This window comes from uncultured Pontibacter sp., assembly GCF_947495565.1.
Taxonomy (GTDB): Bacteria; Bacteroidota; Bacteroidia; order Cytophagales; family Hymenobacteraceae; genus Pontibacter.
The window spans coordinates 1-22,624 of record NZ_CANLZM010000007.1 but is presented as its reverse complement, the minus strand read 5'-3'; the positions used below and the strand labels follow the sequence as shown (position 1 = coordinate 22,624).

Genomic DNA, 22,624 nt, shown 5'->3' with positions numbered 1-22,624 from the left:
CCGCATCTGTTTCAGCTTGAAAAATTAGGCAGCCTTCCTAAAGTACAAGCCAAACGCAGCCTTTTTAGTAGGAAATAAGCGCCAAATTGGCTAAATTTGAAGTCCTTAAAATGTCTTTGGCATGAATGTTTATACCACGCAGCCTTTTCAGGTAATCTATTCGCTTTTTGAGCACGAATACCTGGGTTACCTGTTTGAGTCATTTGTGGTACAGGTAAACTCCAAAGGGCAACTCACCCTGCAGCATCAGAACATTTCAGCAAAAAACGCTGACGAGTTCGCCGCACGTCTCGATGCAGAAGATTTTAAGCTGATCCAGCTCATCGATCAGATACAGCAGGACGCTGTGCTCAAAAAATTCTCGCCTAAAAAAAAGCTCTCGCCCGCTGATTTCTTCCTGAAAGTATACGACTCTGAAAAGGGCGACAAGGCGCTGCAGGAAACCATCAGCCATTATGTGCAAAGCCACATGGGCAAGGTACTGGAGCTGCTGCGCCCGGGTAAAATGACTTTTATTATGGGCAAGGACGGGGAGCCGACCTGGAAAGAGATCCATATTGCGCCGGAGAAGGCGACAGTACTGTTTCACTTCAGGCGTAACGAGGATAATACCCACTACTTCCCAACTGTAAAGTATGCCGGCGAGAAGCTGGAGTTTCAGTACAAAAATGCCGCCTTAATTTGCCATGAACCTGCCTGGCTCATGCTGAATGATAACGTGTACAGCTTTGAAAAAAACGTGGACGGTAAAAAGCTACAGCCTTTCCTGAACAAGAAGTTTATAGTAGTGCCACGCTCAGTGGAGGAAAACTACTACAGCAAATTTGTAGCACCGCTGGTGGAGCAGTTTGATGTGTATGCCAAAGGCTTCGACATTCGGACCGAGAAGTATATGCCAAGACCTTACCTTACCTTTTCGGAGATAGCCGCTGCGGAAGCGCCTGCCACCGTAGCAAGCAAGCAAGATGTAGGGCAGGAAAACGGCAAGATTCTTTTCGACCTGTCGTTTAAGTATGGCGACTACCTGGTGCAGACGCGGGAGGCTAAGAGAGTCAGCGTAAGTATGGAGAAAACCGCTGATTCATATGTTTTCCATAAGCTGATCAGGGATGTAAACACGGAGAAAAAATTTGTAAAAGAGCTGAATAAGCGTGCGCTGGAGGTGAAGAACGGACATGCCGTGTTGGAGAAAAGCACGGCCTTTGCGTGGCTTAACAGTAACCTGCAGGGGCTGGAGGAGCTGGGTTTTACAGTGCAGCAAAGCCAGCGAAACGGCAAAAACTACTTTATCGGCGATATAACGCTGGATGTGGGCATTACGGAAAAAAATGATTGGTTTGATATTTACGGAACTGTGCGCTTCGGGGAGTTCACGGTGCCTTTCATCAAACTCAAAAACCACATCCTGACAAAAAATAACGAGTACATGCTGCCTAACGGGCAGGTGGCCATTATACCCGAAGAGTGGTTTACACAATACATCGAGTTGTTTGCCTTTGCCGAGGGCGAGGAGCAGCTAACGCTCAAAAAGCACCACATGGCCTTGGTAAACGACCTGCAAAACGGCAACCTAGCCACCGTAACCATGAGCCGCAAGCTGGAGAAGCTGCGCGAGTTTGAGACCATCGAGGACCAGCCGCTGCCAGCCGGTTTTAAGGGTGAGCTGCGCCCATACCAAAAGGCTGGCTATAACTGGCTTCACTTTGTGCAGAATTACAAGTTTGGCGGTTGTCTGGCCGACGACATGGGTTTGGGTAAAACGGTACAGACGCTGGCCATGCTGCAACACCGAAAGGAAAACGGTGCCGAGTCTGCCACGCTGCTTGTCATGCCGACCTCACTGGTATACAACTGGATGAACGAAGCCCAGAAGTTTACCCCTAACCTGCGCGTGCTTAGCTACACAGGCACCTACCGCGAGAAGAACGTAGAGCAGTTCTCTGATTACGATGTAGTGCTGACTTCTTATGGCATTGTACGGTTGGATGCCGAACTGCTGCAGAGCTACTATTTTGATTATATCATACTGGATGAGTCGCAGGCTATCAAGAACCCTGACTCTAATACCTCCCGCTCGGTACGCGCGCTTAAGTCGCGGCACCGGCTTATACTTACAGGCACTCCTGTCGAGAACAGCACGATGGACCTGTGGTCGCAGATGTCGTTTATTAACCCCGGTTTGCTGGGTACGCAGCACTTCTTCCGGAACGAGTTTCTGAAGCCGATTGAGAAGGAGAAGGACGAGCAGAAAACACGGCGGCTGCATGCGCTTATCAAGCCGTTTATACTTCGCAGGCACAAATCGCAGGTGGCCAAAGAGCTGCCCGAGAAAATTGAGCAGACCATTTTCTGTGAAATGACGGAGGAGCAGGAGCACGCTTACGAAGAAACCAAATCATACTACAGAAACAAGATCCTGACTAACCTGGAAGAAAACGGGCCGGGCAATACCCAGTTCATGCTCTTGCAGGGCCTTACCAAACTGCGGCAGATCGCCAACCACCCTCTGATGACTGATCCGGGGTATGAGGGCGATTCCGGAAAGCTGAAGGAAGTGCTGCACATGACCAAAAATGTAGTGCGCGAAGGGCATAAGGTTTTGATATTTAGTCAGTTTGTAAAGCACCTGGAGATAATCCGAAAAGTGCTGGATAAACGGGAGGTCAGTTATACTTACCTAGACGGAAACACGAAAAACCGGCACGAGCAGGTGGAGCGGTTCCAGACAGACGAAAGTATACAAGTGTTCCTGATCTCGCTGAAAGCCGGTGGTGTAGGCCTAAATCTGACTGCTGCAGACTACGTGTTTATACTTGACCCGTGGTGGAACCCGGCTGTGGAGGCACAGGCAGTAGACCGCGCGCACCGCATCGGGCAGCAGAACACCGTGTTTACCTACAAGTTCATCACTAAGGATTCTGTGGAGGAGAAGATACTGGCCCTGCAGAACCGCAAAATACAGCTCGTTACCGATCTCATCAGCACCGATGAAACCGTTATCAAGAGCCTCACAAAAGATGATATTGACAACCTGTTAAGTTAGGAATTGATTGTTGGTTGTTAATCAATAGTTGTTGTTCAGCAGAAAGTATGATAAACGCCGCTGCAGGTATAAATGCAGCGGCGTTTATACTTTTAGCAAGTATAACATTTGTTTTTGAAAGAGGTTTAAAGGAATAAGTATTAAATAACTCCCCTCCTTTGACAAGGAGGGGAAGGGGTGGTTGGACCCGGCAATTTTAAAAATCAACAATTCGACCATCAACAACTCAACAATCAAACCCATGCAACTCCACCTTAGAACCTACGTCAGCCAGAATTACCTGAAAGTGTTTAATGCTTTCGATGAGCAGCTGTTCCGGAAGCTTTCTCCGGCCTACCCCCGGCTGAAGCTGCTGCGTTTTGATGGATCCGAGCCCAGCGATGTGGTGGAGATAGCGCTGCAAACCGGTCTGAAATCTTTCCGCTGGACTAGCTTGATTACCGAGAGAAGTATAACTGATACGCAGGCATACTTTGTAGACCAAGGCCAGGAACTGCCTCCTCCCCTACGGCACTGGCACCACAAGCACCTGGTAACCAAAAACGGCAGCGGCGCAGTCATTCATGATATTATTACCTACAGCACGGACTTTAAACCGCTGGATCTGCTGCTTTACCCGGCCATGAAGCTGCAGTTCGGTATGCGTAAGCAAATTTACCAGCGGGAGTTCGGTAAAGTATAAAAACCTTTGCCCTGCTCCATCAGTTTACAGCACAAAAAGTATAAAACCGTATATTGGGGTATGAGGAAAGCAGCCATCATAGGGGCAGGTATAGGAGGCATTGCCGCAGCCGTGCGTTTGGCCGTGAAGGGCTACGAGGTAACGGTGCTGGAGGCTAACCATACGTTTGGCGGCAAGATGCACGAGTTCTGGCTGGGCAAGTACAGGTTTGATGCCGGCCCGTCGCTGTTTACGCTGCCGCACCTCGTGGATGAGCTGTTTACCCTGGCCGGCCGCACCCCCTCCGACTACTTCCGCTACACCCGCCTCGACCCGATCACACACTATTTTTGGCCAGACGGCAGCCACGTAAAAGCTTACGCCGATGCCGGTAAATTTGCGCAGGAGGCAGAGCAGCAGCTGGGCGTGCCGAAGCAGGCGGTGCAGGAGGCGCTGCAGAAAAGCGCACGGCTCTACAAAGGCACAGCGGATACTTTTTTGCAGAAGTCGCTGCACAAGCTGGATACATACCTGAGCCCCGATGTGCTGAAGGCGCTGAGCTGCCTCTCCGACCTTGGCCTGACTACCTCCATGCACCAGGCCAACGCCAGCCAGTTCTCCGACCCGCGCTTTGTGCAGCTGCTCGATCGGTTTGCCACCTACAACGGTTCTGACCCCTACCAGGCTCCCGGCACACTTAATATCATTCCGCACCTCGAGCACAACATAGGAGCTTTTTACCCGGAGGGTGGCATTTATAGTATAGTGGCGAGCCTAATTAAACTAGCCGAAGAATTGGGCGTAGAGTTCAAATATAACGAGCCAGTAGAACGCATCATCACCGAAAACAACAAAGCTGTTGGAGTAGAAACCAGCAGGCGTAAGTATAAAGCCGATGTGGTGGTGAGCAATATGGACGTGGTACCGACTTACCGCAGGCTCTTGCCCAACCAGCCGGCACCGGAGAAAACGCTGCAGCAGCCGCGTTCCAGCTCGGCGCTTATCTTTTACTGGGGCATTAAACGGGAGTTTCCGCAGCTGCATGTGCACAACATCTTCTTCAGCCAGGATTATAAAGCTGAGTTTGAGCACATCTTCAAGTATAAAACCGTTAGCCCGGACCCGACTGTGTACATCAATATCACCTCCAAAGCAGATGAGCAGGACGCGCCCGAAGGCAGCGAAAACTGGTTTGTGATGGTAAACGTGCCGCATAACCAGGGGCAGGATTGGCAGCAGCTAACCATATCTACCCGGCAGGCGGTGCTACAGAAGCTAAGCAGTATGCTGCAGACTGATGTGGAGGCGCTGATAGAGCAGGAGCAGGTGCTGGACCCGCTGCTGATCGAGAGCCGCACCTCGTCGTTTGGCGGCGCTTTGTACGGCAGCAGCTCTAACAACCGCATGGCTGCCTTTCTGCGCCACCCAAACTTCAGCTCCAAACTGCAGGGTTTATACTTTTGCGGCGGCAGCGTGCACCCGGGCGGTGGTATTCCGCTGTGCCTGCTATCAGCCAAAATTGTAGGCGAACTGGCCCCTGCTGTTGCTCCCTCTTCCGCTAAACCATCTAAACAAAATGCCCGACACTAAAGCCTTACCCGCTATAACACCTGTTGTAGGTAAATATAAAAAATACGCTCTGCCGCTTGCGGTGGCTGTACTTGTTATCTTTCATACCGTCGGGTTCTGGGGTTTGCTTTTCAGTGGCAGGCCGGAGTACTTCCAGAAACTCACCCCCATGAACCTGCTGCTTACCAATACACTGCTTTTTGCTTTCCATAGGCGCTGGAATGTCGGGTTTATACTTTTTGCCGCAGTAGTGTTTGCTGTTGGCTTTTTCTCAGAGGTGCTGGGAGTGCACACCGGGCTGCTGTTCGGCGATTATAATTACGGGCAAGCGCTGGGAACAAAAATATGGGATGTGCCCCTGCTGATCGGTCTGAACTGGCTGATGCTGGTCTATACTACCGGCCACCTGAGTAACTATACGCCTCTGCCGTGGTTCGCCAAAGCCATACTTGGCGCAACACTAATGGTGCTGCTCGATTACTTTATAGAGCCCGTGGCTATGGCCTTTGACTTCTGGAGCTGGCATGGAGGCCACATTCCCTTATCAAACTTTATAGGCTGGTTTTTAGTGGCCCTGGCGCTGCAGGTATACTTTCAGCAGGCAGCCATCTATAAAAACAATAAACTGGCGCCTTACGTGTATGTGGTGCAGCTGCTGTTCTTTATCGGCATTTTCATCCTGCTATAATATTGGGAGTTATCAGCATAAAGAAAAAATGCTTACTTTTGAAGGAAGTATTGGTCGGTAAGGCGGGAGTTTAGCCACAATTAGGCTCTTACCGCCACTGCAGGCTGTGCCACTACAGCAATAAAACTTAAGTAGATGACATTATCGGAAACAATTTTAGGGCAGCTGCTTCAGGTGTTTAGAACTGAGGGGATAATGCGCAACTCTGAGCAGGAACTGATAGAGCGGCTAAGAATACCGGAACACGAGTTTAATGCTATGTTTTCAAGTATGGAAGACTTGGTGCAGCAGGTAGTGCAGCATGACTTTCAGGTGCAGGAGGAGCGGGACAGGGTACTGCTAAGCTATGCCCAAAACCCTGTAGAGGAGATTATTCTGCTGCTGCAGAACGGTATCAAGGAGTTGAATACAATCAATCCGGCTTATATTTTAGATCTACAGCAGCACTTCCCGCAGGCGTGGCAAATGGTTCTGGGCCATCTGGGTACGTATAACTACGATCTTAACTTTGGTATTGTCAACAAAGGTATAGTGCAAGGTTATTTACGGAAAGATATTAACCTGCAGCTAGTTACCAGAATTATTCTGGAACAGTTTAACATGCTTATAAATCCTGTTATTTTTCCGCCAGATCACTTTGACTTAGGAGAGGTATTCCGGAGCATATATTTATACTATGTGCGCGGCCTGTGCACCGAAAAAGGCGTTAAACTAGCAGAAGCATACTTTGCTAAAAACAATATTTAAGAAGCTGCTCAGCAAAAGAAAAAGCGCTGCCGCCAAAGTATAGATCCTTGGCGGCAGCGCTTTTTTACGGTTGCTAAAACCGATGTTAGCTAATAGATACGCGTACTTTCTGCGTGTACATACGCAGCGCAGACTTAAAGTCTGTGCCGTTATCCTCCATCTCGTTCAGAATCCAGACAGCGGCCAGCACGTGCGTCAGTTGCTCGCCTTCGTCATCGCCGCCCACCTCAATGGCAGGCTGCTGCTCGTCCACAATAGCGGCTTCGGCGGCCATTAGCTCGTCCAGTTTATGATTCTCTACCAGTTTTTTAATAGCGGGTATCTTCATTATGCTTAGGCGTCTAGTTTATGTATCAGTTCACGAACGGCGTCTTCTTTGCTGGCAGCTACAGAGTCAACCAGTTGGCCGTTCTTGAAGATAGCGAAAGTAGGCAGGTTTGTTACGTTAGCCAGCTTACGCGCTTCAGGGCTGGTTTCAGCGTTCACATCCACAAAAGCCACGTTGGCAAAAGCCTCGTCGTCAGACATACGCTTGAACTTAGGCGAGAACAGGCGGCAGCTGCCACACCAGTCGGCGTAGTATTTTACCACTACTTTCTGGTTTGAGTTCAGTACTTGGTTAAAATCGTTGTCAGTTGCTACTATAACAGCCATATTATTTCTTTTTGTGATTTACTTGATCAGATTCTATCCTATTTAACTAAAGTCAAAAGTAAATGTTTCAATCAATAATAAGGCAATAGCACAGATAGATTTAATTTATCAGTTTATAGATAAAAGCTATATTAAAGGCTTCGATATATATGGCACTTGCCTCTGAAACTATACCTCTCTCTTTAAAGTTATAGCATAGAATCAATTAAGGCTGGAGAATATTAGCAGAAGCGGCAAAAATGGATAACAAAATCTATAGGCCAATTTTGTATCTTTGCAGCCTAAAACCAGAGAAGCACGATGTTAGATAAGTTAGAAGCCATTAATCAGCGTTTTGAAGAAGTAAGCCAACTTCTTATTCAGCCGGATGTGGTTAGCGACATGAAGAAGTATAAGTCGCTGAATAAAGAGTATAAGGATCTGGATAAGATCGTTGTAGAATATAAAAAGTACCTCAACATCCTGAGCAACATAGACAACGCTAAGCAAGTGATTGCCACAGAGAAGGATGAGGATTTCAGGGAGATGGCCAAAGAGGAGCTGGACGAGCTGCTGCCGCAGCGCGATGAGATGGAGGATCACCTGAAGGAGTTGCTGATCCCGAAAGATCCGAACGACAGTAAGGACATTCTGATGGAGATACGTGCTGGCGCTGGCGGCGACGAAGCCTCTATCTTTGCCGGTGACCTTTACCGCATGTACAGCCGTTTTGCTGAGAAGCAAGGCTGGAAAATGGAATTGGTGGATGCGACTGAAGGCACATCTGGTGGTTATAAAGAAATTATTATAGGCGTATCGGGCGAGGATGTATATGGCAAGCTAAAGTTTGAGTCAGGTGTGCACCGCGTGCAGCGTGTGCCAGCCACTGAAACGCAGGGACGTATCCATACTTCCGTGGCTTCGGTGGTGGTGCTGCCGGAGGCAGAGGAATTTGATGTGGAGATCGACATGAACGATATCCGTAAAGACCTATTCTGTTCTTCCGGTCCGGGTGGCCAGTCGGTAAACACGACGTATTCAGCCGTTCGCCTGACGCACCTTCCTACTGGCTTAGTAGCACAGTGCCAAGACCAGAAATCGCAGTTGAAAAACTTTGATAAAGCTCTTGCGGTACTTCGTTCGCGTATTTACGAGCAGGAACTCGCCAAGAAAAACGAGGCTGAGGGCGCACAGCGTAAGTCTATGGTGGGCGGCGGCGACCGTTCCGATAAAATCCGTACGTATAACTACCCGCAGGGGCGCGTAACCGATCACCGCATTGGCTATACGGTTTACAACCTGCCAAACGTAATGGACGGTGGCATTGATGACTTTGTAGAGGAGCTTCGTATTGCTGAAAACGCTGAGCGACTGAAAGAGGGCGCCACAGCAGAATAAGCAATCGCTAAAGTATAAATGAAAGGGATGTAGTGAAGCAAATAAAGCGTCGCTGCATCCTTTTCTTTTTAATTACTAACTTGTTAGCAACAAACAAAGGAGCTGCCAATAGTATAAGCAGCTATCCTCAGCTAAATTTACTTTACAGCAATTAACTATCAGCCACAGAACTTGAAATACCTGTTTGCCATACTGCCCCTCTTGCTGCTGCTGTCGGTATTCGGCTGTGAGCCAAAGGACGAGGTAATTACTTCTGACCCGAATGCAGTGCTACAGTTTTCGGCTGATACGGTACTGTTTGACACTGTATTTGTGAGCCGGGGCAGTATAACCAAACGCCTGAAAGTATACAACCGCAACGAAAAGGCAGTTCGCATCAGCGAAATAACATTGGCAGGTGCCGGAGGCTCTCCTTATAAGCTTACAATAAACGGTGTGCAGGCGCCACTGATGAATAACCTGGAGCTGCGCGGAGGCGATAGCCTGTATGTGCTCGTTAAAGCCAATATCAACCCAACAGACCAGAACCAGCCGTTTCTGGTAGCAGATTCTATACTTTTTACCACCAACGGGCAACAGCAGAACGTAAAGTTGGTAGCCTATGGCCAAAACGCCTATTTTCATGGCAAAGGCAGCATCGGCACTACCACATGGGCGAATGATAAGCCGCACGTGCTGCTCGATTCGGTGCTGGTGCGTGAGGGTGCCATACTTACCATTGAGAAAGGAGCCCGCATCTATGGCTACAATAAGGCGGTGTTGCTGGTGGCAGGCCAGCTGCAGGTGCAGGGCACGCCGCAGGAGCGGGTGGTGTTTAGTGGTTACCGCCGCGAAGAAGATTATCGCACGGCACCTGGCCAGTGGGAAGGTATCCGGGTGCTGGCAACCAGCGGGGGCAGCAGCATAAAGTATGCAGACATCACAAATACCTTATATGGTGTACACATTGGCAATCCGGGTAAAGCGGGTACTTTAATAGAGGGCAGCACTATTGCGCATGCTAAGTTGGGAGGTGTGATCGCCTTTACATCTGAGGTGCAACTGGTAAGCACGCTTATCTACAACTGCGGCAACCACGGCTTTCTGGGCTCTGGCGGCGGTAAGTATGAGGTGCTGTATTCTACCATCGTTAGTTACCAGAACCCGCTGGAACGCGCCGCGCCGCTGCTCGCCGTAACTGATTTTATACCTGAAACTGAAATTGAAAACCAACCTACTTTGTTGCGGCTGGTAAACTCCATAGTTTATTCTGATGACTACAGTATGATGGATGAGGTACTGGTAGAGCCGGCAAGCGCAGCTACGGAGGTTAGCAATAGCCTGCTGCGCACCGAAAGGTACAAGGCACAGTTTGAAGGCAACGGTAACATTCTGAACATCGAACCGAAATTTAAGGCGCCTGCCAAGTATAACTTCAGCCTCGATACCCTCTCCCCTGCCAACGGTGCGGCTAAAATGCTGCCAAACATACTTCAGGATATAAAAGGCAACACCCGTAGCACTACCCAACCCGACGCAGGTGCGTATGAGCGTACCATAGATTAACAATCGTACAGAACAGACTATGTGGTTTCAGAAAGAGATAAGGCTGCCGGCTGTAAAGCGCGGCTTTCATTTGATAACAGATTTACTGGAGGCGCAGCTGCCGGAACTCGAAAGTATAAATGTTGGCCTGGCGCACATTTTCATCAAGCATACCTCGGCCAGCCTTACCATTAACGAAAACGCCGATCCTACTGTGCGGCAGGACTTCGAGAGCCACTTCAATCAGATGGTGCCTGAAAACCAGCCTTATTACCGCCATACATTAGAAGGCCCTGATGATATGCCCGCGCACCTGAAAGCTGCTATGCTTGGCACTTCCGTTACCATACCTATCCGCAACGGCAAGTTGAATTTAGGCACCTGGCAAGGTATCTACCTCTGCGAACACCGCGACCACGCCTCTAAACGCACTGTGGTGGTAACGCTGCAGGGAGAGTGAATATATCATGTGCTTGAGTAATGATCTTCTTACTATCCATTTCTAAAGGATTTTATAAGAAAGCAGCCTCTATTCGTTAGCTGCAAAGATCATACTCTACCTGTGCATTCTCATGGCGTTCATCAAGAAAGGAGATTGTTTCTGCGCCTGTAGTAACAGCGTTATACTTTGGCTTGACCCAATAACACAGTTCTTATCTGGTTATACTTACTCTTTTGATTTCGGTGCCGTTGGTGCTGGTTAAGCGTAGGAAGTAGATGCCGGGTGGCAGGCGCTGTAAGTCCAGTTGAAGGGTGCGGTTCCGGGCTTCGGCAGTGAGTACGGTTTTGCCTATGCTGTTTATTAACTCCACCTGCCGCACAAGTACACGCGCAGGCTGCTCTATGTATAGATAATCTGCAGTTGGGTTCGGGTACACGATCAGGTCATTTACCGTGATGTATACAAAATCCTCCCATACTTCGGTATCGCTTACTGTGCCATTGCTCACCGTTAGCTTCACATCATACTGGCCGGGCTGTGGATAGGTAACCACAGGGTTCTGCTGCGTAGACGTTGCCGGTACGCCTCCTTCAAACTCCCAAAACCACTCAGTTGCCCGTACACCTTCCGGAGTGGCGGCAAATTGTATACTTTGTCCGGCCACAGCTAAGGTATCGCTCTCCTGAGCCAGGCCAAAACCGGAGCGGATAGCATTGGCGCAGGCAAGCGAATAAAGCAACTGGTTGCGGCTGGTGCTAAGTATGGCATTCATATAAGCGGCCTGGCCTTGGGTAAACAGGTTCATGCAGGCATCGTTGCTATAGTCCATGTAGTTCTGGTACATGTTGCCGTATGGGCTGTTGTCGCAGGAAATTTCGATGCCGCCGGTACAGTCGGTGGTATAGGTCTCTTGATTTGGTGTATCGCTGATGCCGTCAGAATCCGAACAGCTGGCATCATCGCCTCCCCAGATATGCTCTAGGCCCAGCCAGTGGCCCACCTCATGCGTGGCAGTGCGCCCCAGGTTGTATACCGAATCAAACTTGTTGGCCGGTGCAGCTCCCACGGCAGTATAGTGCAGCACCACGCCATCCAGGTGCGGCAGCGTGGTCCCCGGCTTAGAGGCATAACCCAATACGTTGTCTTTGATGTTTCCTACCCAGATGTTCAGGTAGCGATCAGTATCCCAGGAGGCTGCGCCGCCGCTGTCAGCTTTCTTAATGTAGTCATTCACGAAATTAAACTCGGTGCGATAGGTCTGGGTGCGGGTGATACCGGTAGTGGAGTCGCCTTTCATGTTCAAGGAAGCGAGGCAGAACTCAATGCGCGTATCGGCGGCGTAAGGGGCAAAGTATGATGGTGTGTTTACTGCGTCCGAGTTGCGCCTCCTGAAATCAGCGTTCAGTACCTCCAGCTGCGATTTGATCTGCTCATCCGAAATGTTTTCGACCTCATCGCTATACAGCACATGAAAAACAACCGGAATGGTGATAGTGGTAACAGCACGCAAGCTTTGCCATTGGCGCTGCTGCTGTAGTTTCTCCTTCACGGCCTGCTGCACTTGCTGTTGCTGCTGCGCCAGAGAGGGGTGCTGGGCTCTCATCGCCTCTATGTAAGTAGTGGTGGCGCAGCTGCGGTTGCTCGTTAGCCCCTGGGCAAAGCAGGAAAAGGCTAGGCCAAGGCAAAGAACAGCCGTGAGAGCAAGCGTACGCATGGAGCAATAAGAGTAAAGGGTCAGCAAAACTGACAGACAGCTTATGTGCCTGTAGCTACGCAAGATAAGGAAAATCGGCAGTGTATGGCAAGGCGCTGGCGCTTTTGTACAGCCTATGTGTTAGGTTATTATAAATTGGCCTGTACTTCGTAGCGCAGCGAGTCTCCGAAAATCATTTTCTGCACCCCCTCCACATGATAATCGGAAATATCGCCAGTTTGAGAATCAGTACTAAGCTCAATGGCTCGGCGAGAGAAAAAGATGATGTTCTTGTCCTGCAGGCGGGCGTTGAGTTGCTTCAGCTTGCCGTCGGGCGTCATGATGAGGCGCAGGTAGTGCACCATAGATTCGGCGTCTTCCAGCTTCGTGAACTCCACGGCCACTGAGCCATCCTCCAGCACCTGCTCCTGGCGCGTATAGTACTCCTGTAACGACGGGCGGCTTAAGTCGGCTTGCTCAAATACGGCCAGCTCATCCTCCCAGTTGATGGTTGATGTCTCCACCACCTCCGGCTCCTGCCCTTGGGCAGCTACCGATTTTAGCACCATCGGCTGTTCAGCCTCCAGTTTTTGCCGTTGCTCCTGCAGGTAAGAAGTCAGGTTAAAAGCGGCCTGCCCCGCCTCATTGGTAGCAGGCGGAGCAGGCCGCTCGCAGGCAGCCAGGGCCAGTAAAAGGCCTATCAGCAAGAGAGGTTTGTACTTGGCCACAGGGTATGAATTAATGGTTAATCAGTGATTCTCCGGTCATTTCCTCCGGCTTCTGCAGGTGCATCAGCTCTAGTATGGTTGGTGCAATATCTCCAAGCTTGCCGGTGTGCAGCGTGCCTTTAAAATCATCGCTTACCAACACGCACGGCACCAGGTTAGTGGTATGAGCTGTATTAGGCGACCCGTCCGGGTTGATCATCATGTCAGCGTTACCGTGGTCGGCAATTACAATGGTGTCGTAGCCGTTTTCCAGGGCGGTCGTGATTACCTTGGCAGCGCACTCGTCTACTACCTCGCAGGCTTTTACAGCGGCTTCAAACACACCGGTGTGGCCCACCATATCCGGGTTGGCAAAGTTAAGGCAAATAAAATCAGCTGACTTTTTCTCCAGCTCCGGCACAATGGAATCACGGATGTCATAAGCGCTCATTTCCGGCATCAGGTCGTATGTGGCAACTTTCGGAGACGGGCACATCAGGCGGCTTTCGCCCTCAAATTGAGTTTCGCGGCCACCGGAGAAGAAGAAGGTAACGTGCGGATATTTCTCTGTCTCGGCAATACGGATCTGCTTTTTGCCGGCATTTGCCAGTACTTCGCCTAGCGTGTTATTCAGGTTATCCTTGTCGAAGATGGCCTCAGTGTTCAGAAAGCTCTCATCGTAGTTGGTCATCATCACATAACGCAAATCCAGCTTATACATGTTCTGCTCCGGGAAGTCGCGCTGCGTCAGGGCTTGGGTAATCTCGCGGCCGCGGTCGGTGCGGAAGTTAAAGCAGATAACAACATCACCGTTTTTGATTGTGGCGATAGGCTCCTGGCGGTCGTTCACCTTCACGATTGGCTTAATAAACTCATCCGTAACCCCAGCATTGTAAGAGTCGAGCATAGACTTGATCAGGTTCTGAGATGGCTCCCCCTCTCCTTTCACCATCAGGTCGTAAGCAAGCTTTACACGCTCCCAACGGTTGTCGCGGTCCATGGCGTAGTAGCGGCCAACAATAGAGGCGATAGTGCCGGTTGTGTTCTCCAGGTGCTCTTCCAGCTCATTAATATACTTTACACCGCCTTTTGGGTCCGTGTCGCGGCCATCGGTAAAAGCATGGATATATACTTCGTGCAGCTCCTGGTCGTTGGCGACGGAGCAAAGCGCTTTCAGGTGGTCAATGTGCGAGTGTACGCCCCCATCCGACAGAAGCCCGATCAGGTGAACAGCCTTTTTATTTTCTTTGGCATAAGAATAGGCATTGGCAAGGGCTGGCATAGAAGCCAGTTTTCGCTCCGCGATGGCTTTGTTGATGCGCACCAGATCTTGATACACTACACGGCCTGCGCCAATGTTCATGTGCCCTACCTCTGAGTTGCCCATCTGGCCCTCTGGCAGACCTACAGCCTCGCCGGAGGCTTGCAGCGTGGTGGTAGGGTATTTTTCGAAAATAGAATCAACAAAAGGGGTGTTGGCTTTATGTATGGCCGAAACCGCCAAGTCGGTGGCAATTCCCCACCCATCTAAAATCACTAAGAGTACCTTCTTATCCATGGCGCAAATATAACTATATTCTTCGAAGCAGCAGTTGCTAAAGGGGCTTATCGTGCTGCCGCTGCTACTGTATAAACGTATTCTGATTTGCCCGGGCAGCTATTGAAAGTATACGTGTGGCAGGGGTTGGGTTCTTTCTTTATCAGTATAATCGTGTTATATTAGAGACGCCAATCAACCACCAGTACTTGGCATAGTTTTGGCTCATACTAGAGCAAGTAATACAAACAGCATTTATGAAAAACTTTAAACACTTTGCAGTTGCCTTCTCAATGTTATTAGTAGCTATTCTTCTAACAGCAGGGCAGGCTGTGGCGCAAGGCGATGCAATGAGCAGTGTGAAGCAGGCTATGAAAGCCGGCTCAGCCAAAGAACTTTCTAAGAATTTTGGTAACATGGTGGAAATTACGCTGGATGGTGCCGAGGCTACCAGCTACAGCAGTACGCAGGCAGAGTTTGTAATGAAGAATTTTTTCTCTAAAAACGCTCCTGTAGACTTCAGCGTGAACCATAACGGTACTTCTGACAAGGGGCAGCTTTACGCCATCGGTACTTATTCTTCTAAGGGCGGCTCTTACACTGTGCTGATCCGGATGAAGTCTTCCGGGGACAAATACCTGATCCATTCGATGAACTTTATCAAAGATTAAGACAATACAAATGAGATTTTTACAAAGGCTCGGAGTTTATACCGAGCCTTTTTTTATTTTTGCACCGTGAAACTAACATATCTGACCAAAAAAAGTATAAACGAGTTTATCGTTAGGGCGCTAACCGAGGATGTAGGCGACGGAGACCACTCCTCGCTTGCCTCCATACCTGCCGATGCGCAGAACCAGGCGCGCCTGCTGGTGAAGGGCGATGGAATATTGGCAGGTGTGGAGCTGGCCGGCTATATCTTTAAGGCCGTAGACCCTGACCTGCAGCTGGATGTGTTGATGCGCGATGGCGACCGAATGAAGTATGGTGATGTGGCATTTACCGTAAAAGGCAAAGCCCAAAGTATACTTACTGCCGAGCGCCTGGTGTTAAACTGCATGCAGCGCATGAGCGGCATAGCCACCTACACCAATTACATGGCAAGCTTAATAGCGGGCACTAATACTAAATTGCTGGATACCCGCAAAACCACTCCCAACTTCCGGATAATGGAAAAATGGGCCGTGGTGATAGGTGGAGGCCACAACCACCGCTTCGGACTGTACGACATGGTGATGCTGAAGGATAATCACGTAGATTACGCCGGCGGTGTACGCAAAGCCATAACCGCTACGCAGAAATACCTGCAGGAGAAAGGCAAAGACCTTAGAATTGAGGTGGAGACTCGAAACCTGCAGGAGGTGCAGGAGGCGCTGGGTACAGGAGGCATTCATCGGATTATGCTCGATAACATGAGTACGGATATGATGCGTGAGGCGGTGTCCATGATCGGAGGCAAGTATGAAGTAGAGGCCTCTGGTGGTATAACCGAGGAAACCATACGTGCTGTGGCTGAGTGTGGTGTTGACTTTATCTCGGTAGGCGCGCTTACGCACTCCAACAGAAGTATAGATTTGAGCCTGAAGGCTTTCTAATATTTAAACTGCCCTAGGTTTAAGGGTTTTTAAACCTGATTTTGCTCTGCAGGCTTGGCCGGAGGGGCTGGTGAAGAAGACAAAGAAAGATTTTACATTATAATATTTTATGCAGCAACCAAACCAAAGAGGTCGCCGGATGGCGCAGGGCGGCGCTAACCCGCTAGCTATCCGTACCAAGAAGTACCAGTTAGACAAAAACGATTATACCCGAATGGCGCTGGGCCAGGTATGGAGCAAAAGCTGGTGGCAGGCGCTTATTCCGCTGGTGCTGTTCCTGCTGCCTGCCGTGTTCAGCTTTTCGTGGTGGTGGGTGGCCGGTGCCATTATCATAACGCTGCTGTTTGTGCTGCTGCGCTCAGCACAGGTTATGAGTGTAACGCAGGTAGAACAGGGCAGCCCGCTGTTCGAGAAGCTAAACTATGAGGTAGACCAGCGCCAAATCCTGCTGAAGCGTAACGAGCGCGAAGGTATGGCCTTGACTTGGGATATGATTGAGCGTGCCCAGAAGAAAGACAGCGGTTACATGCTGTGGCTGCAGCCGCCAACCGCTGCACAGTTGCCAGGTGGCTGGAAAGGCTGGGTGGCGCGTACCTTTCAGGTGCCGGTGTTTATCTTTATGCCGTTTCGTATCTTCAACAGCCCTAACGACCTGAAGCTGATGGAGAGCTACCTGCGCCGCAAAAACCTGATTGCTCAGTAGCACCACAACCTGCCAAAGGCTTGTTTTCGTAAAATAATAATAACCAAGGCTTTGTTTGGTTGGTGTCAGCCACAGCCTCTACATAAAAAGTATAAAAACACATTAAAATGAATAAGAACGTAACAGCAGTAGTTGCCGCCGTGTGCGGTTTGTTTATGTTTTCCTGCGGTACTCCGTCAGACCTTAGACCAGGCGAAAAGGTGTCTACGGATACTGTTGAGCCAGGTACCCGTAAAACTTTTAACGTGTCGGATGCAGGCACTTTAGAGGCTACAGAAAATATCGTGCAGGATCATGTTGATCACAAAGAAGTATTGCCTAACCACGACCCGGGTGCCAACACTATTGAGGTAGGTGATAGCCTGCGCGAGGAAGCAGAAACAAACACTAGAGCTGGCGCTACAAAAGAATAAAGCTCTATCAGTTATAAGCCTGCCACTGCTGGTAAATAGCAGCGGCAGGCTTTTTTTTGCCCTGATGGCAAGGGCAGTAAACTATAGTGCATATTGATCGGCAAATTGCCCAAGTCCGGATAATTCGCCTATATTTGCAACATAATTGCTTTTAGCCCCCTCGCATGGCAGCACAAAAGGAAACAGCAACATGGTTTAGTACTTGGTTTGACTCCCCGTACTACCATATACTTTACCAGCACCGCGATATGCAGGAGGCGCAGCACTTCATGGATACGCTGCTTACGCACCTGCACCCCAAGCCACACGATACGATTCTGGATCTGGCTTGCGGCAAAGGCCGCCACTCCCGCTACCTCAGCCAGAAAGGTTATGATGTAACCGGCATTGATCTGTCGGAGAGAAGTATAAACTACGCCAAGCAGTTTGAGTATGAGCGGCTGCATTTTTTTCGCCACGATATGCGTGAGGTGTTCAGGCCGGCGCACTTTGATTTTATAGTAAACCTGTTTACCAGCTTTGGCTACTTTGAAACGGAAACCGAAAATGTTGTAGCGCTATGTGCCACAGCTGAGAGCCTGAAGCACGGGGGCAAGCTGGTGATCGACTTTATGAATACCGATAAAGTGATAAACAACCTGGTGGCCGAGGAAGAGAAGGAGGTGCAGGGGATAAACTTTAAAATAACCCGTAGCGTAGAGAATGGCTTTATTGTGAAAAACATTAGGTTCCGGGATAAAGGCACAGACTATAGTTTTGAAGAACGCGTGCGGGCGCTTCGGGAGGAGGATTTTCTGGAGTACTTCGGCATGACGCAGCTGCGCCTGGTAGAGACCTTCGGCGATTATAAGCTGAACCCGTATAACCAAGCCGCCAGCGACAGGATGATATTTGTGCTAAAAAAATAAAGCCCCTGCATGATCATAGCTATACTTGCGCTTTTCTTTACAGTAGTGCTCTCAGGCTTTTTGGTGAAGGTTTTTCCGCCTAACAAAACCAAATGGCTTAAGATGGCTCTGGCTTTCAGTGGCTCCTACCTGTTTACCATCACCATTATACACCTGTTGCCCGATGTGCTGTTAAATAGCAGTAACAGCCCTTATCGTGTGGGTTATTGGGTACTGGCCGGTTTTTTTCTGCAGCTGGTGCTGGAGCTTTTCTCACACGGGGTGGAGCACGGCCATATTCACCACCATCATGATGGGCGTACTGATTCTATGCCGTTTCTGCTGCTCGGGTCCTTGTTTGTGCACTCTTTTCTGGAAGGAAGTATACTTGTAGAGCAAGGGCATAACCATGGCAGCGGGCATACACACGGCTCGGATAACTTTTACCTGGTGCTGCTCGGCATTGCGCTGCATCATATTCCGGCAGCCTTTGCGCTTATGTCGGTGCTGTTGTCGAGGTTAGAGAATTTTAGGAAGGCATTTCTATGGTTGTTGATATTTGCCGTAGGATCTCCGTTGGGTATTGTAGTAAGTAACACGATACTATCAGAGGAGGCAGCGGGCGGATTGGTTTTTACAGCACTTACCGGTTTGGTGGCAGGCAATTTTCTGCATATCTCCACTACTATCCTCTTCGAAACAAGTCCCGATCACCACTTTAACCGCAATAAACTGGTGGCTACGCTACTAGGGCTTGTGCTGGCATTGTTGAGCGACTTTATCTAGCCTCCAATGGCTATTATAGTATAGAAGCCAGCCTTGGCCTAAAGTATCGTGATCAAAAAGAAACTATAGAACTGTAGATAGCAGCGTAGCGACAAGGGCTTTTAACGTGATGATTACAACGCCTGCTCCTGAGGCTGTGTCCGATTCGTCCTCTCCAGAGGTAAAAGCATCCCGGAAGTAAGCCAACGGGCTTTCAAGTACCTCCGCATCCAGTGCAGATTTTTCGCGGGGCTTAACGGAGGTAGCTTTAGGTTTTGGATTGTTTGCAGCAGCCTTTTGTTCTGTAGTTGGCTGCACGTGCTGCTGTTGTATGGTGGTGGCAGAAGAGCCGTTGTTGCTGTTTTCTGCATGAGCTTGGGTGGCAGGCATAACCAGCATGCATAGCAGCAGAACAGCTACCATAGGCAAGTAATCTCGCACTTTTACCCAAGTTTCGGTCATGCACAAATTTATATACAAAACAAGTAAAAGGCAACTATAACGGGCGGAGTTTTAGAGAAACTCTTGTAATATAGGGTGAACGTATGTGATTGGCCTAGTGTAGCTTAAAAATAATTAGGCAGCCCCGCTGTTTACTTTATACGCGGCGTCTTTATTACCTTCACCCGGACGGGTACTACGCCATCATCCATCATGTCCACACGCTTTGCTGCGGCTTCAGACAAATCTACAATACGGCCTCGCACAAATGGGCCACGGTCAGTTATTTTTACCTTTACAGTTTTATTGTTTTGCAGGTTCGTTACGACCACCTGGGTTCCGAAAGGCAGTTTTTTGTGTGCTGCGGTTAGTTTGCTGCGTCGGTAGCGCTCACCGTTAGCCATTTTCCGGCCCTGAAACTTGCGGCCGTAGTACGAGGCTTTTCCTTCTTCTGTATAGCCTTTCTCGCCGAAGCCTGGGGCAGTGGTGGCGCAGGAGCTGAGGCATAATGCCACAGAGGCGGCTATAAGTATACTTTTTATTGTTCGAGAAATGCTGTTTGGCAATGCGGGTAGAAAAGTAATCATAAGCTAAATTTTACTGTAGGGTTAACGGCAGCTCTCTGGATGAATTGCCTGATCTGTTCGCTTAAATTCTGCACAGACAACGTTTCGAATGGATGACGGGTGTCAGGAAGCACCTGCAGGTAGGCGTTTGGCAGCAGTCGGTACGCCCAGAGCGTCTCATCTATGCTTACCATACTATCGTGGTCGCCTACGGCTAACTGCACAGGTAGCGTCAGCTTGGGTAAGGTTTCTGTTGTGAGGATGGGGCTTTTGCCGAGCTTCTGCATCATGCCTGCTGTAGAGCGCATTACCTGCCGCCAGTCTTGGGAGGAATGCCGGAGTGCCAGCCTTGCAGCAAAAGCAGGCACTTTCTCCTCTACCCTCTCCGGGTTCAGCAGCTTGGTTTCTTTCTCTGCCGTCTCCTCTGACCACGCAAACTTGGTAGCTAAAGTATAAATACTGCGTATGCGCTGCGGGTGCTGCAAACCAAGGCTCAGGGCTGCATACCCGCCCATGCTATATCCGAAGATGTGCGTGCTTTCTATACTTTCCTGATCCAAAAACCGGAGTATGTCCTTTACAAAAAGCTGCATAGCAAACGGCTCCTGCGGCAGCGCTTTATCGCCATGGCCAGAAAAGTCCATCGTAAAAACGCTGTACGTGTCCTGCAGTGCCTCTTTAAGCGGTTTCAGCATAGCAGCAGACCCAAGCGCGCCGTGTAGCAGCAGTACGTTTTCCATAGAAGTTTGCGGTTCGGTGATGGAGGTGTTTTAGCCAAAGCTACAAAAATCAGCTTTGCCATTCAGCCCAAAAGTATAAATTGCTGCTTTCGGGCTCACACAATTTAAACTTATGAAGATAGAAGACCTACAGGAAATTTGCCGGCAGCTACCAGGCGTAACTGAAAGTATAAAGTGGGAGCACGACCTGTGCTTTTGCGTAGCCGAGAAAATGTTTCTGGTTGTGGGGCTTGATAAAACACCTGTTTCGGCATCATTTAAAGTTAACCCAGAAGAATTTGAGGAGATGAGCAGCAGACCCGGTTTTTGCCCGGCACCTTACATGGCAAGGCATAAGTGGGTTGCCTTAGGTGATCTAAATTATCTGCAGCCGCAGGAGTGGGAAAAGTATGTGCGGGAGTCGTATTATTTAGTGGCTGGTAAGCTGCCGAAGAAAGTGCAGAAAGAGTTGGGGATAGAAGTATAAAAAAGGCCGGAACTGTTAGCCCCGGCCTCTGTTGCTATTGCTGTAGCTGGTAATTATATACTTCCATAGCCTGCGTGAGCTTGTCCTTCTGGAAAAGGTTTATAATCAGCTGCGCGCCCAGTACGCCCGCTCCGGCATACATCAGCGGGTTGATTCTCAGGTTTGTGCTGCCGTTTACCTCCTGCGAGTTGCTGATAGACTTAACTGCGCCTACAGCCAATAAGCCGGCTCCCACAATAGACACTCCGGTATTGATTAACTTGTCTCTCTTATAACGCTGCAGCAGCGCCATACTAGAGGCATTGTCTGCAAGGGCTGTCTCCAGGTTATCAAAATCCATAACATAGAGCGGTCCGTTGTCTTTTGAGAAAAAGTAGATGCGCTTACGGTTGGTGCGCGGCATGCCATACCCGTAGCCGTAAGGCGAGTAGCCATAACCGCCGTCATAATAGGTGCGGGTAGTATAAAATCTGTCTATGCGCGGCCCATCGGTCAGGCGCTTGGCAAAAGAGTCATACCTGCTTCCGGCATCAACACGAGCAAAAAAGCCATCATCGTTTTGGTAAACATTCACCATGCTCGGGTTAAACTTTAGGGAGTCGTCGAGAAGGAAGTGGTTTGATTTGAAAAGCGGTGATTTATACTGCAGCTTGTTGCCGTAGAAGGTTCGGCCGTCCTGCAGTTGTAAAAAGTAGCGGCCCTGTCCGTTGTCTGTCTGGCCAAAGGCGGTATAGCCCAGCAGGAGGCAGAGCACTGTGGTTAGTAGGTTTCTTGTCTTTAGCATACCAGAATGTATAGAATCTTGCATTAATTTAAAATATCAGAAACAGCATGACCACCATTCCTAACAAAGCCAGGTATACCCAGCGCATCAGGTGGGGGCGGTGCTTGCCAGGCACGGAACTGCTTATCACCAAAACGGCGGCCAGCAGACAGAGCAAGTACAGAAGTATAAACGTAACTGCTTTTACCCAGTTAGGCACAATTGTATTTTCAGCCTGAAACTGGTTGCTCATGCCCATACCCGATAGCAGCCATTGCAGCCCAAGGTATACTGCTAGCTCAAAAACAACAAAGTATAATAGCCAGTTCAGCCAGGTGTTTTTGCTGCTGCTCATAGGTGTGTATGTTTATCAATTGGTTGCTTATGGTAAAGGATTCCCTCTCAAAAATGAGATTAAGCAGCGGCATGAACTTATAACGTATATGTTCTCCTCAATGGTGTGCACGGCTGCTGTGCCTCGCCCCTAATTAGCTCAATATTTGCTGCTACCAAAAGCACTACTAAACCTACGCATTTTTCTGATTCATCAAAAGGGCGACATTCTTAGAGGCTGTTTTGATTTGATTGAATAAAAAAGCAGGTGCCGGTTGTTCAGGTAAGAAAAGTTTGCAGACTTATGACT

At 49.4% G+C, this 22,624-nt stretch carries 25 protein-coding genes; 15 read left to right on the top strand and 10 right to left on the bottom strand.

Annotated features, from left to right (window positions below):
- Positions 1–121: 121 nt before the first annotated feature.
- The 5 genes from Q1B04_RS10270 (at position 122) to Q1B04_RS10250 (ending at position 6,708) form a co-directional block, all read left to right on the top strand.
- Positions 122–3,043: a DEAD/DEAH box helicase gene (locus tag Q1B04_RS10270; RefSeq protein ID WP_299758722.1), complete on the top strand. Its 2,922-nt coding sequence runs from the start codon at positions 122–124 to the stop codon at positions 3,041–3,043.
- 241 nt (positions 3,044–3,284) lie between these two features.
- The gene (locus tag Q1B04_RS10265) at positions 3,285–3,725 is read left to right on the top strand and encodes a hypothetical protein (RefSeq protein ID WP_299758721.1); all 441 of its coding nucleotides are present in this window, start codon (positions 3,285–3,287) and stop codon (positions 3,723–3,725) included.
- 60 nt (positions 3,726–3,785) lie between these two features.
- On the top strand, positions 3,786–5,294 hold the full coding sequence (gene crtD, locus Q1B04_RS10260; RefSeq protein WP_299758720.1) for a 1-hydroxycarotenoid 3,4-desaturase CrtD: 1,509 nt from the start codon (positions 3,786–3,788) through the stop codon (positions 5,292–5,294).
- The gene (locus Q1B04_RS10255) at positions 5,281–5,961 is read left to right on the top strand and encodes a carotenoid biosynthesis protein (RefSeq protein WP_299758719.1); all 681 of its coding nucleotides are present in this window, start codon (positions 5,281–5,283) and stop codon (positions 5,959–5,961) included. The genes crtD and Q1B04_RS10255 overlap by 14 nt, the downstream gene beginning before the upstream one ends.
- Before the next feature lie 135 nt (positions 5,962–6,096).
- A complete protein-coding gene (locus Q1B04_RS10250) occupies positions 6,097–6,708 on the top strand; it encodes a TetR/AcrR family transcriptional regulator (protein ID WP_299758718.1) in 612 nt (203 codons plus the stop codon).
- Between the two features lie 85 nt (positions 6,709–6,793).
- Here the strand turns inward: Q1B04_RS10250 and Q1B04_RS10245 are convergent, their stop codons facing one another.
- Together Q1B04_RS10245 and Q1B04_RS10240 are read right to left on the bottom strand one after the other, a co-directional pair.
- Positions 6,794–7,036: a hypothetical protein gene (locus Q1B04_RS10245; RefSeq protein ID WP_299758717.1), complete on the bottom strand. Its 243-nt coding sequence runs from the start codon at positions 7,034–7,036 to the stop codon at positions 6,794–6,796.
- 5 nt (positions 7,037–7,041) lie between these two features.
- A complete protein-coding gene (locus Q1B04_RS10240; RefSeq protein ID WP_299758716.1) occupies positions 7,042–7,362 on the bottom strand; it encodes a thioredoxin domain-containing protein in 321 nt (106 codons plus the stop codon).
- A gap of 300 nt (positions 7,363–7,662) precedes the next feature.
- Here Q1B04_RS10240 and prfA point away from each other — a divergent pair, with 300 nt between their 5' ends.
- The 3 genes from prfA (at position 7,663) to Q1B04_RS10225 (ending at position 10,723) form a co-directional block, all read left to right on the top strand.
- Positions 7,663–8,739 (top strand): peptide chain release factor 1, encoded by a 1,077-nt coding sequence (prfA, locus tag Q1B04_RS10235; protein ID WP_299758715.1) that lies wholly within the window; start codon positions 7,663–7,665, stop codon positions 8,737–8,739.
- A gap of 171 nt (positions 8,740–8,910) precedes the next feature.
- Complete coding sequence (locus Q1B04_RS10230; RefSeq protein ID WP_299758714.1) at positions 8,911–10,284, top strand: hypothetical protein; 1,374 nt, start codon at positions 8,911–8,913, stop codon at positions 10,282–10,284.
- Positions 10,285–10,303: 19 nt separating this feature from the next.
- Positions 10,304–10,723: a secondary thiamine-phosphate synthase enzyme YjbQ gene (locus Q1B04_RS10225; RefSeq protein ID WP_299758713.1), complete on the top strand. Its 420-nt coding sequence runs from the start codon at positions 10,304–10,306 to the stop codon at positions 10,721–10,723.
- Between the two features lie 193 nt (positions 10,724–10,916).
- Here the strand turns inward: Q1B04_RS10225 and Q1B04_RS10220 are convergent, their stop codons facing one another.
- The 3 genes from Q1B04_RS10220 to gpmI form a co-directional block, all read right to left on the bottom strand.
- Positions 10,917–12,419, bottom strand: coding sequence for a M43 family zinc metalloprotease (locus Q1B04_RS10220; protein ID WP_299758712.1), 1,503 nt, complete (start codon positions 12,417–12,419; stop codon positions 10,917–10,919).
- 128 nt (positions 12,420–12,547) lie between these two features.
- Complete coding sequence (locus Q1B04_RS10215) at positions 12,548–13,126, bottom strand: hypothetical protein (protein ID WP_299758711.1); 579 nt, start codon at positions 13,124–13,126, stop codon at positions 12,548–12,550.
- Positions 13,127–13,136: 10 nt separating this feature from the next.
- Positions 13,137–14,663, bottom strand: coding sequence for a 2,3-bisphosphoglycerate-independent phosphoglycerate mutase (gene gpmI / locus Q1B04_RS10210; RefSeq protein ID WP_299758710.1), 1,527 nt, complete (start codon positions 14,661–14,663; stop codon positions 13,137–13,139).
- A 236-nt stretch (positions 14,664–14,899) separates the two neighbouring features.
- On the opposite strand from gpmI, the gene Q1B04_RS10205 reads away from it, so the two are divergent.
- The 6 genes from Q1B04_RS10205 (at position 14,900) to Q1B04_RS10180 (ending at position 19,026) form a co-directional block, all read left to right on the top strand.
- Entirely contained in the window at positions 14,900–15,313 is a 414-nt protein-coding gene (locus Q1B04_RS10205) for a DUF4783 domain-containing protein (protein WP_299758709.1), read from the top strand.
- A 66-nt stretch (positions 15,314–15,379) separates the two neighbouring features.
- On the top strand, positions 15,380–16,237 hold the full coding sequence (gene nadC, locus Q1B04_RS10200) for a carboxylating nicotinate-nucleotide diphosphorylase (protein ID WP_299758708.1): 858 nt from the start codon (positions 15,380–15,382) through the stop codon (positions 16,235–16,237).
- Between the two features lie 109 nt (positions 16,238–16,346).
- Positions 16,347–16,940 (top strand): hypothetical protein, encoded by a 594-nt coding sequence (locus tag Q1B04_RS10195; protein ID WP_299758707.1) that lies wholly within the window; start codon positions 16,347–16,349, stop codon positions 16,938–16,940.
- Between the two features lie 107 nt (positions 16,941–17,047).
- Positions 17,048–17,353, top strand: a complete 306-nt coding sequence (locus Q1B04_RS10190) for a hypothetical protein (RefSeq protein ID WP_299758706.1) — start codon at positions 17,048–17,050, stop codon at positions 17,351–17,353.
- Positions 17,354–17,517: 164 nt separating this feature from the next.
- On the top strand, positions 17,518–18,261 hold the full coding sequence (locus Q1B04_RS10185) for a methyltransferase domain-containing protein (protein ID WP_299758705.1): 744 nt from the start codon (positions 17,518–17,520) through the stop codon (positions 18,259–18,261).
- Positions 18,262–18,270: 9 nt separating this feature from the next.
- Positions 18,271–19,026 carry a ZIP family metal transporter gene (locus Q1B04_RS10180; RefSeq protein WP_299758704.1) on the top strand — a complete coding sequence of 252 codons (756 nt, stop codon included), beginning with the start codon at positions 18,271–18,273 and terminating at the stop codon, positions 19,024–19,026.
- A gap of 63 nt (positions 19,027–19,089) precedes the next feature.
- Here the strand turns inward: Q1B04_RS10180 and Q1B04_RS10175 are convergent, their stop codons facing one another.
- From Q1B04_RS10175 to Q1B04_RS10165, 3 genes are all read right to left on the bottom strand, one after another.
- Positions 19,090–19,467, bottom strand: coding sequence for a hypothetical protein (locus tag Q1B04_RS10175; protein ID WP_299758703.1), 378 nt, complete (start codon positions 19,465–19,467; stop codon positions 19,090–19,092).
- A 131-nt stretch (positions 19,468–19,598) separates the two neighbouring features.
- On the bottom strand, positions 19,599–20,033 hold the full coding sequence (locus Q1B04_RS10170) for a septal ring lytic transglycosylase RlpA family protein (RefSeq protein ID WP_299758702.1): 435 nt from the start codon (positions 20,031–20,033) through the stop codon (positions 19,599–19,601).
- The gene (locus tag Q1B04_RS10165; protein WP_299758701.1) at positions 20,030–20,752 is read right to left on the bottom strand and encodes an alpha/beta fold hydrolase; all 723 of its coding nucleotides are present in this window, start codon (positions 20,750–20,752) and stop codon (positions 20,030–20,032) included. The genes Q1B04_RS10170 and Q1B04_RS10165 overlap by 4 nt, the downstream gene beginning before the upstream one ends.
- A gap of 112 nt (positions 20,753–20,864) precedes the next feature.
- Between Q1B04_RS10165 and Q1B04_RS10160 the strand changes: the two genes are divergently transcribed.
- Complete coding sequence (locus Q1B04_RS10160) at positions 20,865–21,218, top strand: MmcQ/YjbR family DNA-binding protein (protein WP_299758700.1); 354 nt, start codon at positions 20,865–20,867, stop codon at positions 21,216–21,218.
- A 34-nt stretch (positions 21,219–21,252) separates the two neighbouring features.
- Here the strand turns inward: Q1B04_RS10160 and Q1B04_RS10155 are convergent, their stop codons facing one another.
- A complete protein-coding gene (locus tag Q1B04_RS10155) occupies positions 21,253–22,002 on the bottom strand; it encodes a hypothetical protein (protein ID WP_299758699.1) in 750 nt (249 codons plus the stop codon).
- A gap of 28 nt (positions 22,003–22,030) precedes the next feature.
- On the bottom strand, positions 22,031–22,336 hold the full coding sequence (locus tag Q1B04_RS10150) for a hypothetical protein (protein ID WP_299758698.1): 306 nt from the start codon (positions 22,334–22,336) through the stop codon (positions 22,031–22,033).
- Positions 22,337–22,624 lie beyond the last annotated feature (288 nt).

What these genes read in the sequence shown, in the direction of transcription:
- Q1B04_RS10270 (WP_299758722.1), top strand. Translation starts at nt 122, where the DNA reads ATGAATGTTTATACCACGCAGCCTTTTCAGGTAATCTATTCGCTTTTT.
- Q1B04_RS10265 (WP_299758721.1), top strand. Translation starts at nt 3,285, where the DNA reads ATGCAACTCCACCTTAGAACCTACGTCAGCCAGAATTACCTGAAAGTG.
- crtD (WP_299758720.1), top strand. Translation starts at nt 3,786, where the DNA reads ATGAGGAAAGCAGCCATCATAGGGGCAGGTATAGGAGGCATTGCCGCA.
- Q1B04_RS10255 (WP_299758719.1), top strand. Translation starts at nt 5,281, where the DNA reads ATGCCCGACACTAAAGCCTTACCCGCTATAACACCTGTTGTAGGTAAA.
- Q1B04_RS10250 (WP_299758718.1), top strand. Translation starts at nt 6,097, where the DNA reads ATGACATTATCGGAAACAATTTTAGGGCAGCTGCTTCAGGTGTTTAGA.
- Q1B04_RS10245 (WP_299758717.1), bottom strand. Translation starts at nt 7,036, where the DNA reads ATGAAGATACCCGCTATTAAAAAACTGGTAGAGAATCATAAACTGGAC.
- Q1B04_RS10240 (WP_299758716.1), bottom strand. Translation starts at nt 7,362, where the DNA reads ATGGCTGTTATAGTAGCAACTGACAACGATTTTAACCAAGTACTGAAC.
- prfA (WP_299758715.1), top strand. Translation starts at nt 7,663, where the DNA reads ATGTTAGATAAGTTAGAAGCCATTAATCAGCGTTTTGAAGAAGTAAGC.
- Q1B04_RS10225 (WP_299758713.1), top strand. Translation starts at nt 10,304, where the DNA reads ATGTGGTTTCAGAAAGAGATAAGGCTGCCGGCTGTAAAGCGCGGCTTT.
- Q1B04_RS10220 (WP_299758712.1), bottom strand. Translation starts at nt 12,419, where the DNA reads ATGCGTACGCTTGCTCTCACGGCTGTTCTTTGCCTTGGCCTAGCCTTT.
- gpmI (WP_299758710.1), bottom strand. Translation starts at nt 14,663, where the DNA reads ATGGATAAGAAGGTACTCTTAGTGATTTTAGATGGGTGGGGAATTGCC.
- Q1B04_RS10205 (WP_299758709.1), top strand. Translation starts at nt 14,900, where the DNA reads ATGAAAAACTTTAAACACTTTGCAGTTGCCTTCTCAATGTTATTAGTA.
- Q1B04_RS10195 (WP_299758707.1), top strand. Translation starts at nt 16,347, where the DNA reads ATGCAGCAACCAAACCAAAGAGGTCGCCGGATGGCGCAGGGCGGCGCT.
- Q1B04_RS10190 (WP_299758706.1), top strand. Translation starts at nt 17,048, where the DNA reads ATGAATAAGAACGTAACAGCAGTAGTTGCCGCCGTGTGCGGTTTGTTT.
- Q1B04_RS10185 (WP_299758705.1), top strand. Translation starts at nt 17,518, where the DNA reads ATGGCAGCACAAAAGGAAACAGCAACATGGTTTAGTACTTGGTTTGAC.
- Q1B04_RS10180 (WP_299758704.1), top strand. Translation starts at nt 18,271, where the DNA reads ATGATCATAGCTATACTTGCGCTTTTCTTTACAGTAGTGCTCTCAGGC.
- Q1B04_RS10175 (WP_299758703.1), bottom strand. Translation starts at nt 19,467, where the DNA reads ATGACCGAAACTTGGGTAAAAGTGCGAGATTACTTGCCTATGGTAGCT.
- Q1B04_RS10170 (WP_299758702.1), bottom strand. Translation starts at nt 20,033, where the DNA reads ATGATTACTTTTCTACCCGCATTGCCAAACAGCATTTCTCGAACAATA.
- Q1B04_RS10165 (WP_299758701.1), bottom strand. Translation starts at nt 20,752, where the DNA reads ATGGAAAACGTACTGCTGCTACACGGCGCGCTTGGGTCTGCTGCTATG.
- Q1B04_RS10160 (WP_299758700.1), top strand. Translation starts at nt 20,865, where the DNA reads ATGAAGATAGAAGACCTACAGGAAATTTGCCGGCAGCTACCAGGCGTA.
- Q1B04_RS10155 (WP_299758699.1), bottom strand. Translation starts at nt 22,002, where the DNA reads ATGCTAAAGACAAGAAACCTACTAACCACAGTGCTCTGCCTCCTGCTG.
- Q1B04_RS10150 (WP_299758698.1), bottom strand. Translation starts at nt 22,336, where the DNA reads ATGAGCAGCAGCAAAAACACCTGGCTGAACTGGCTATTATACTTTGTT.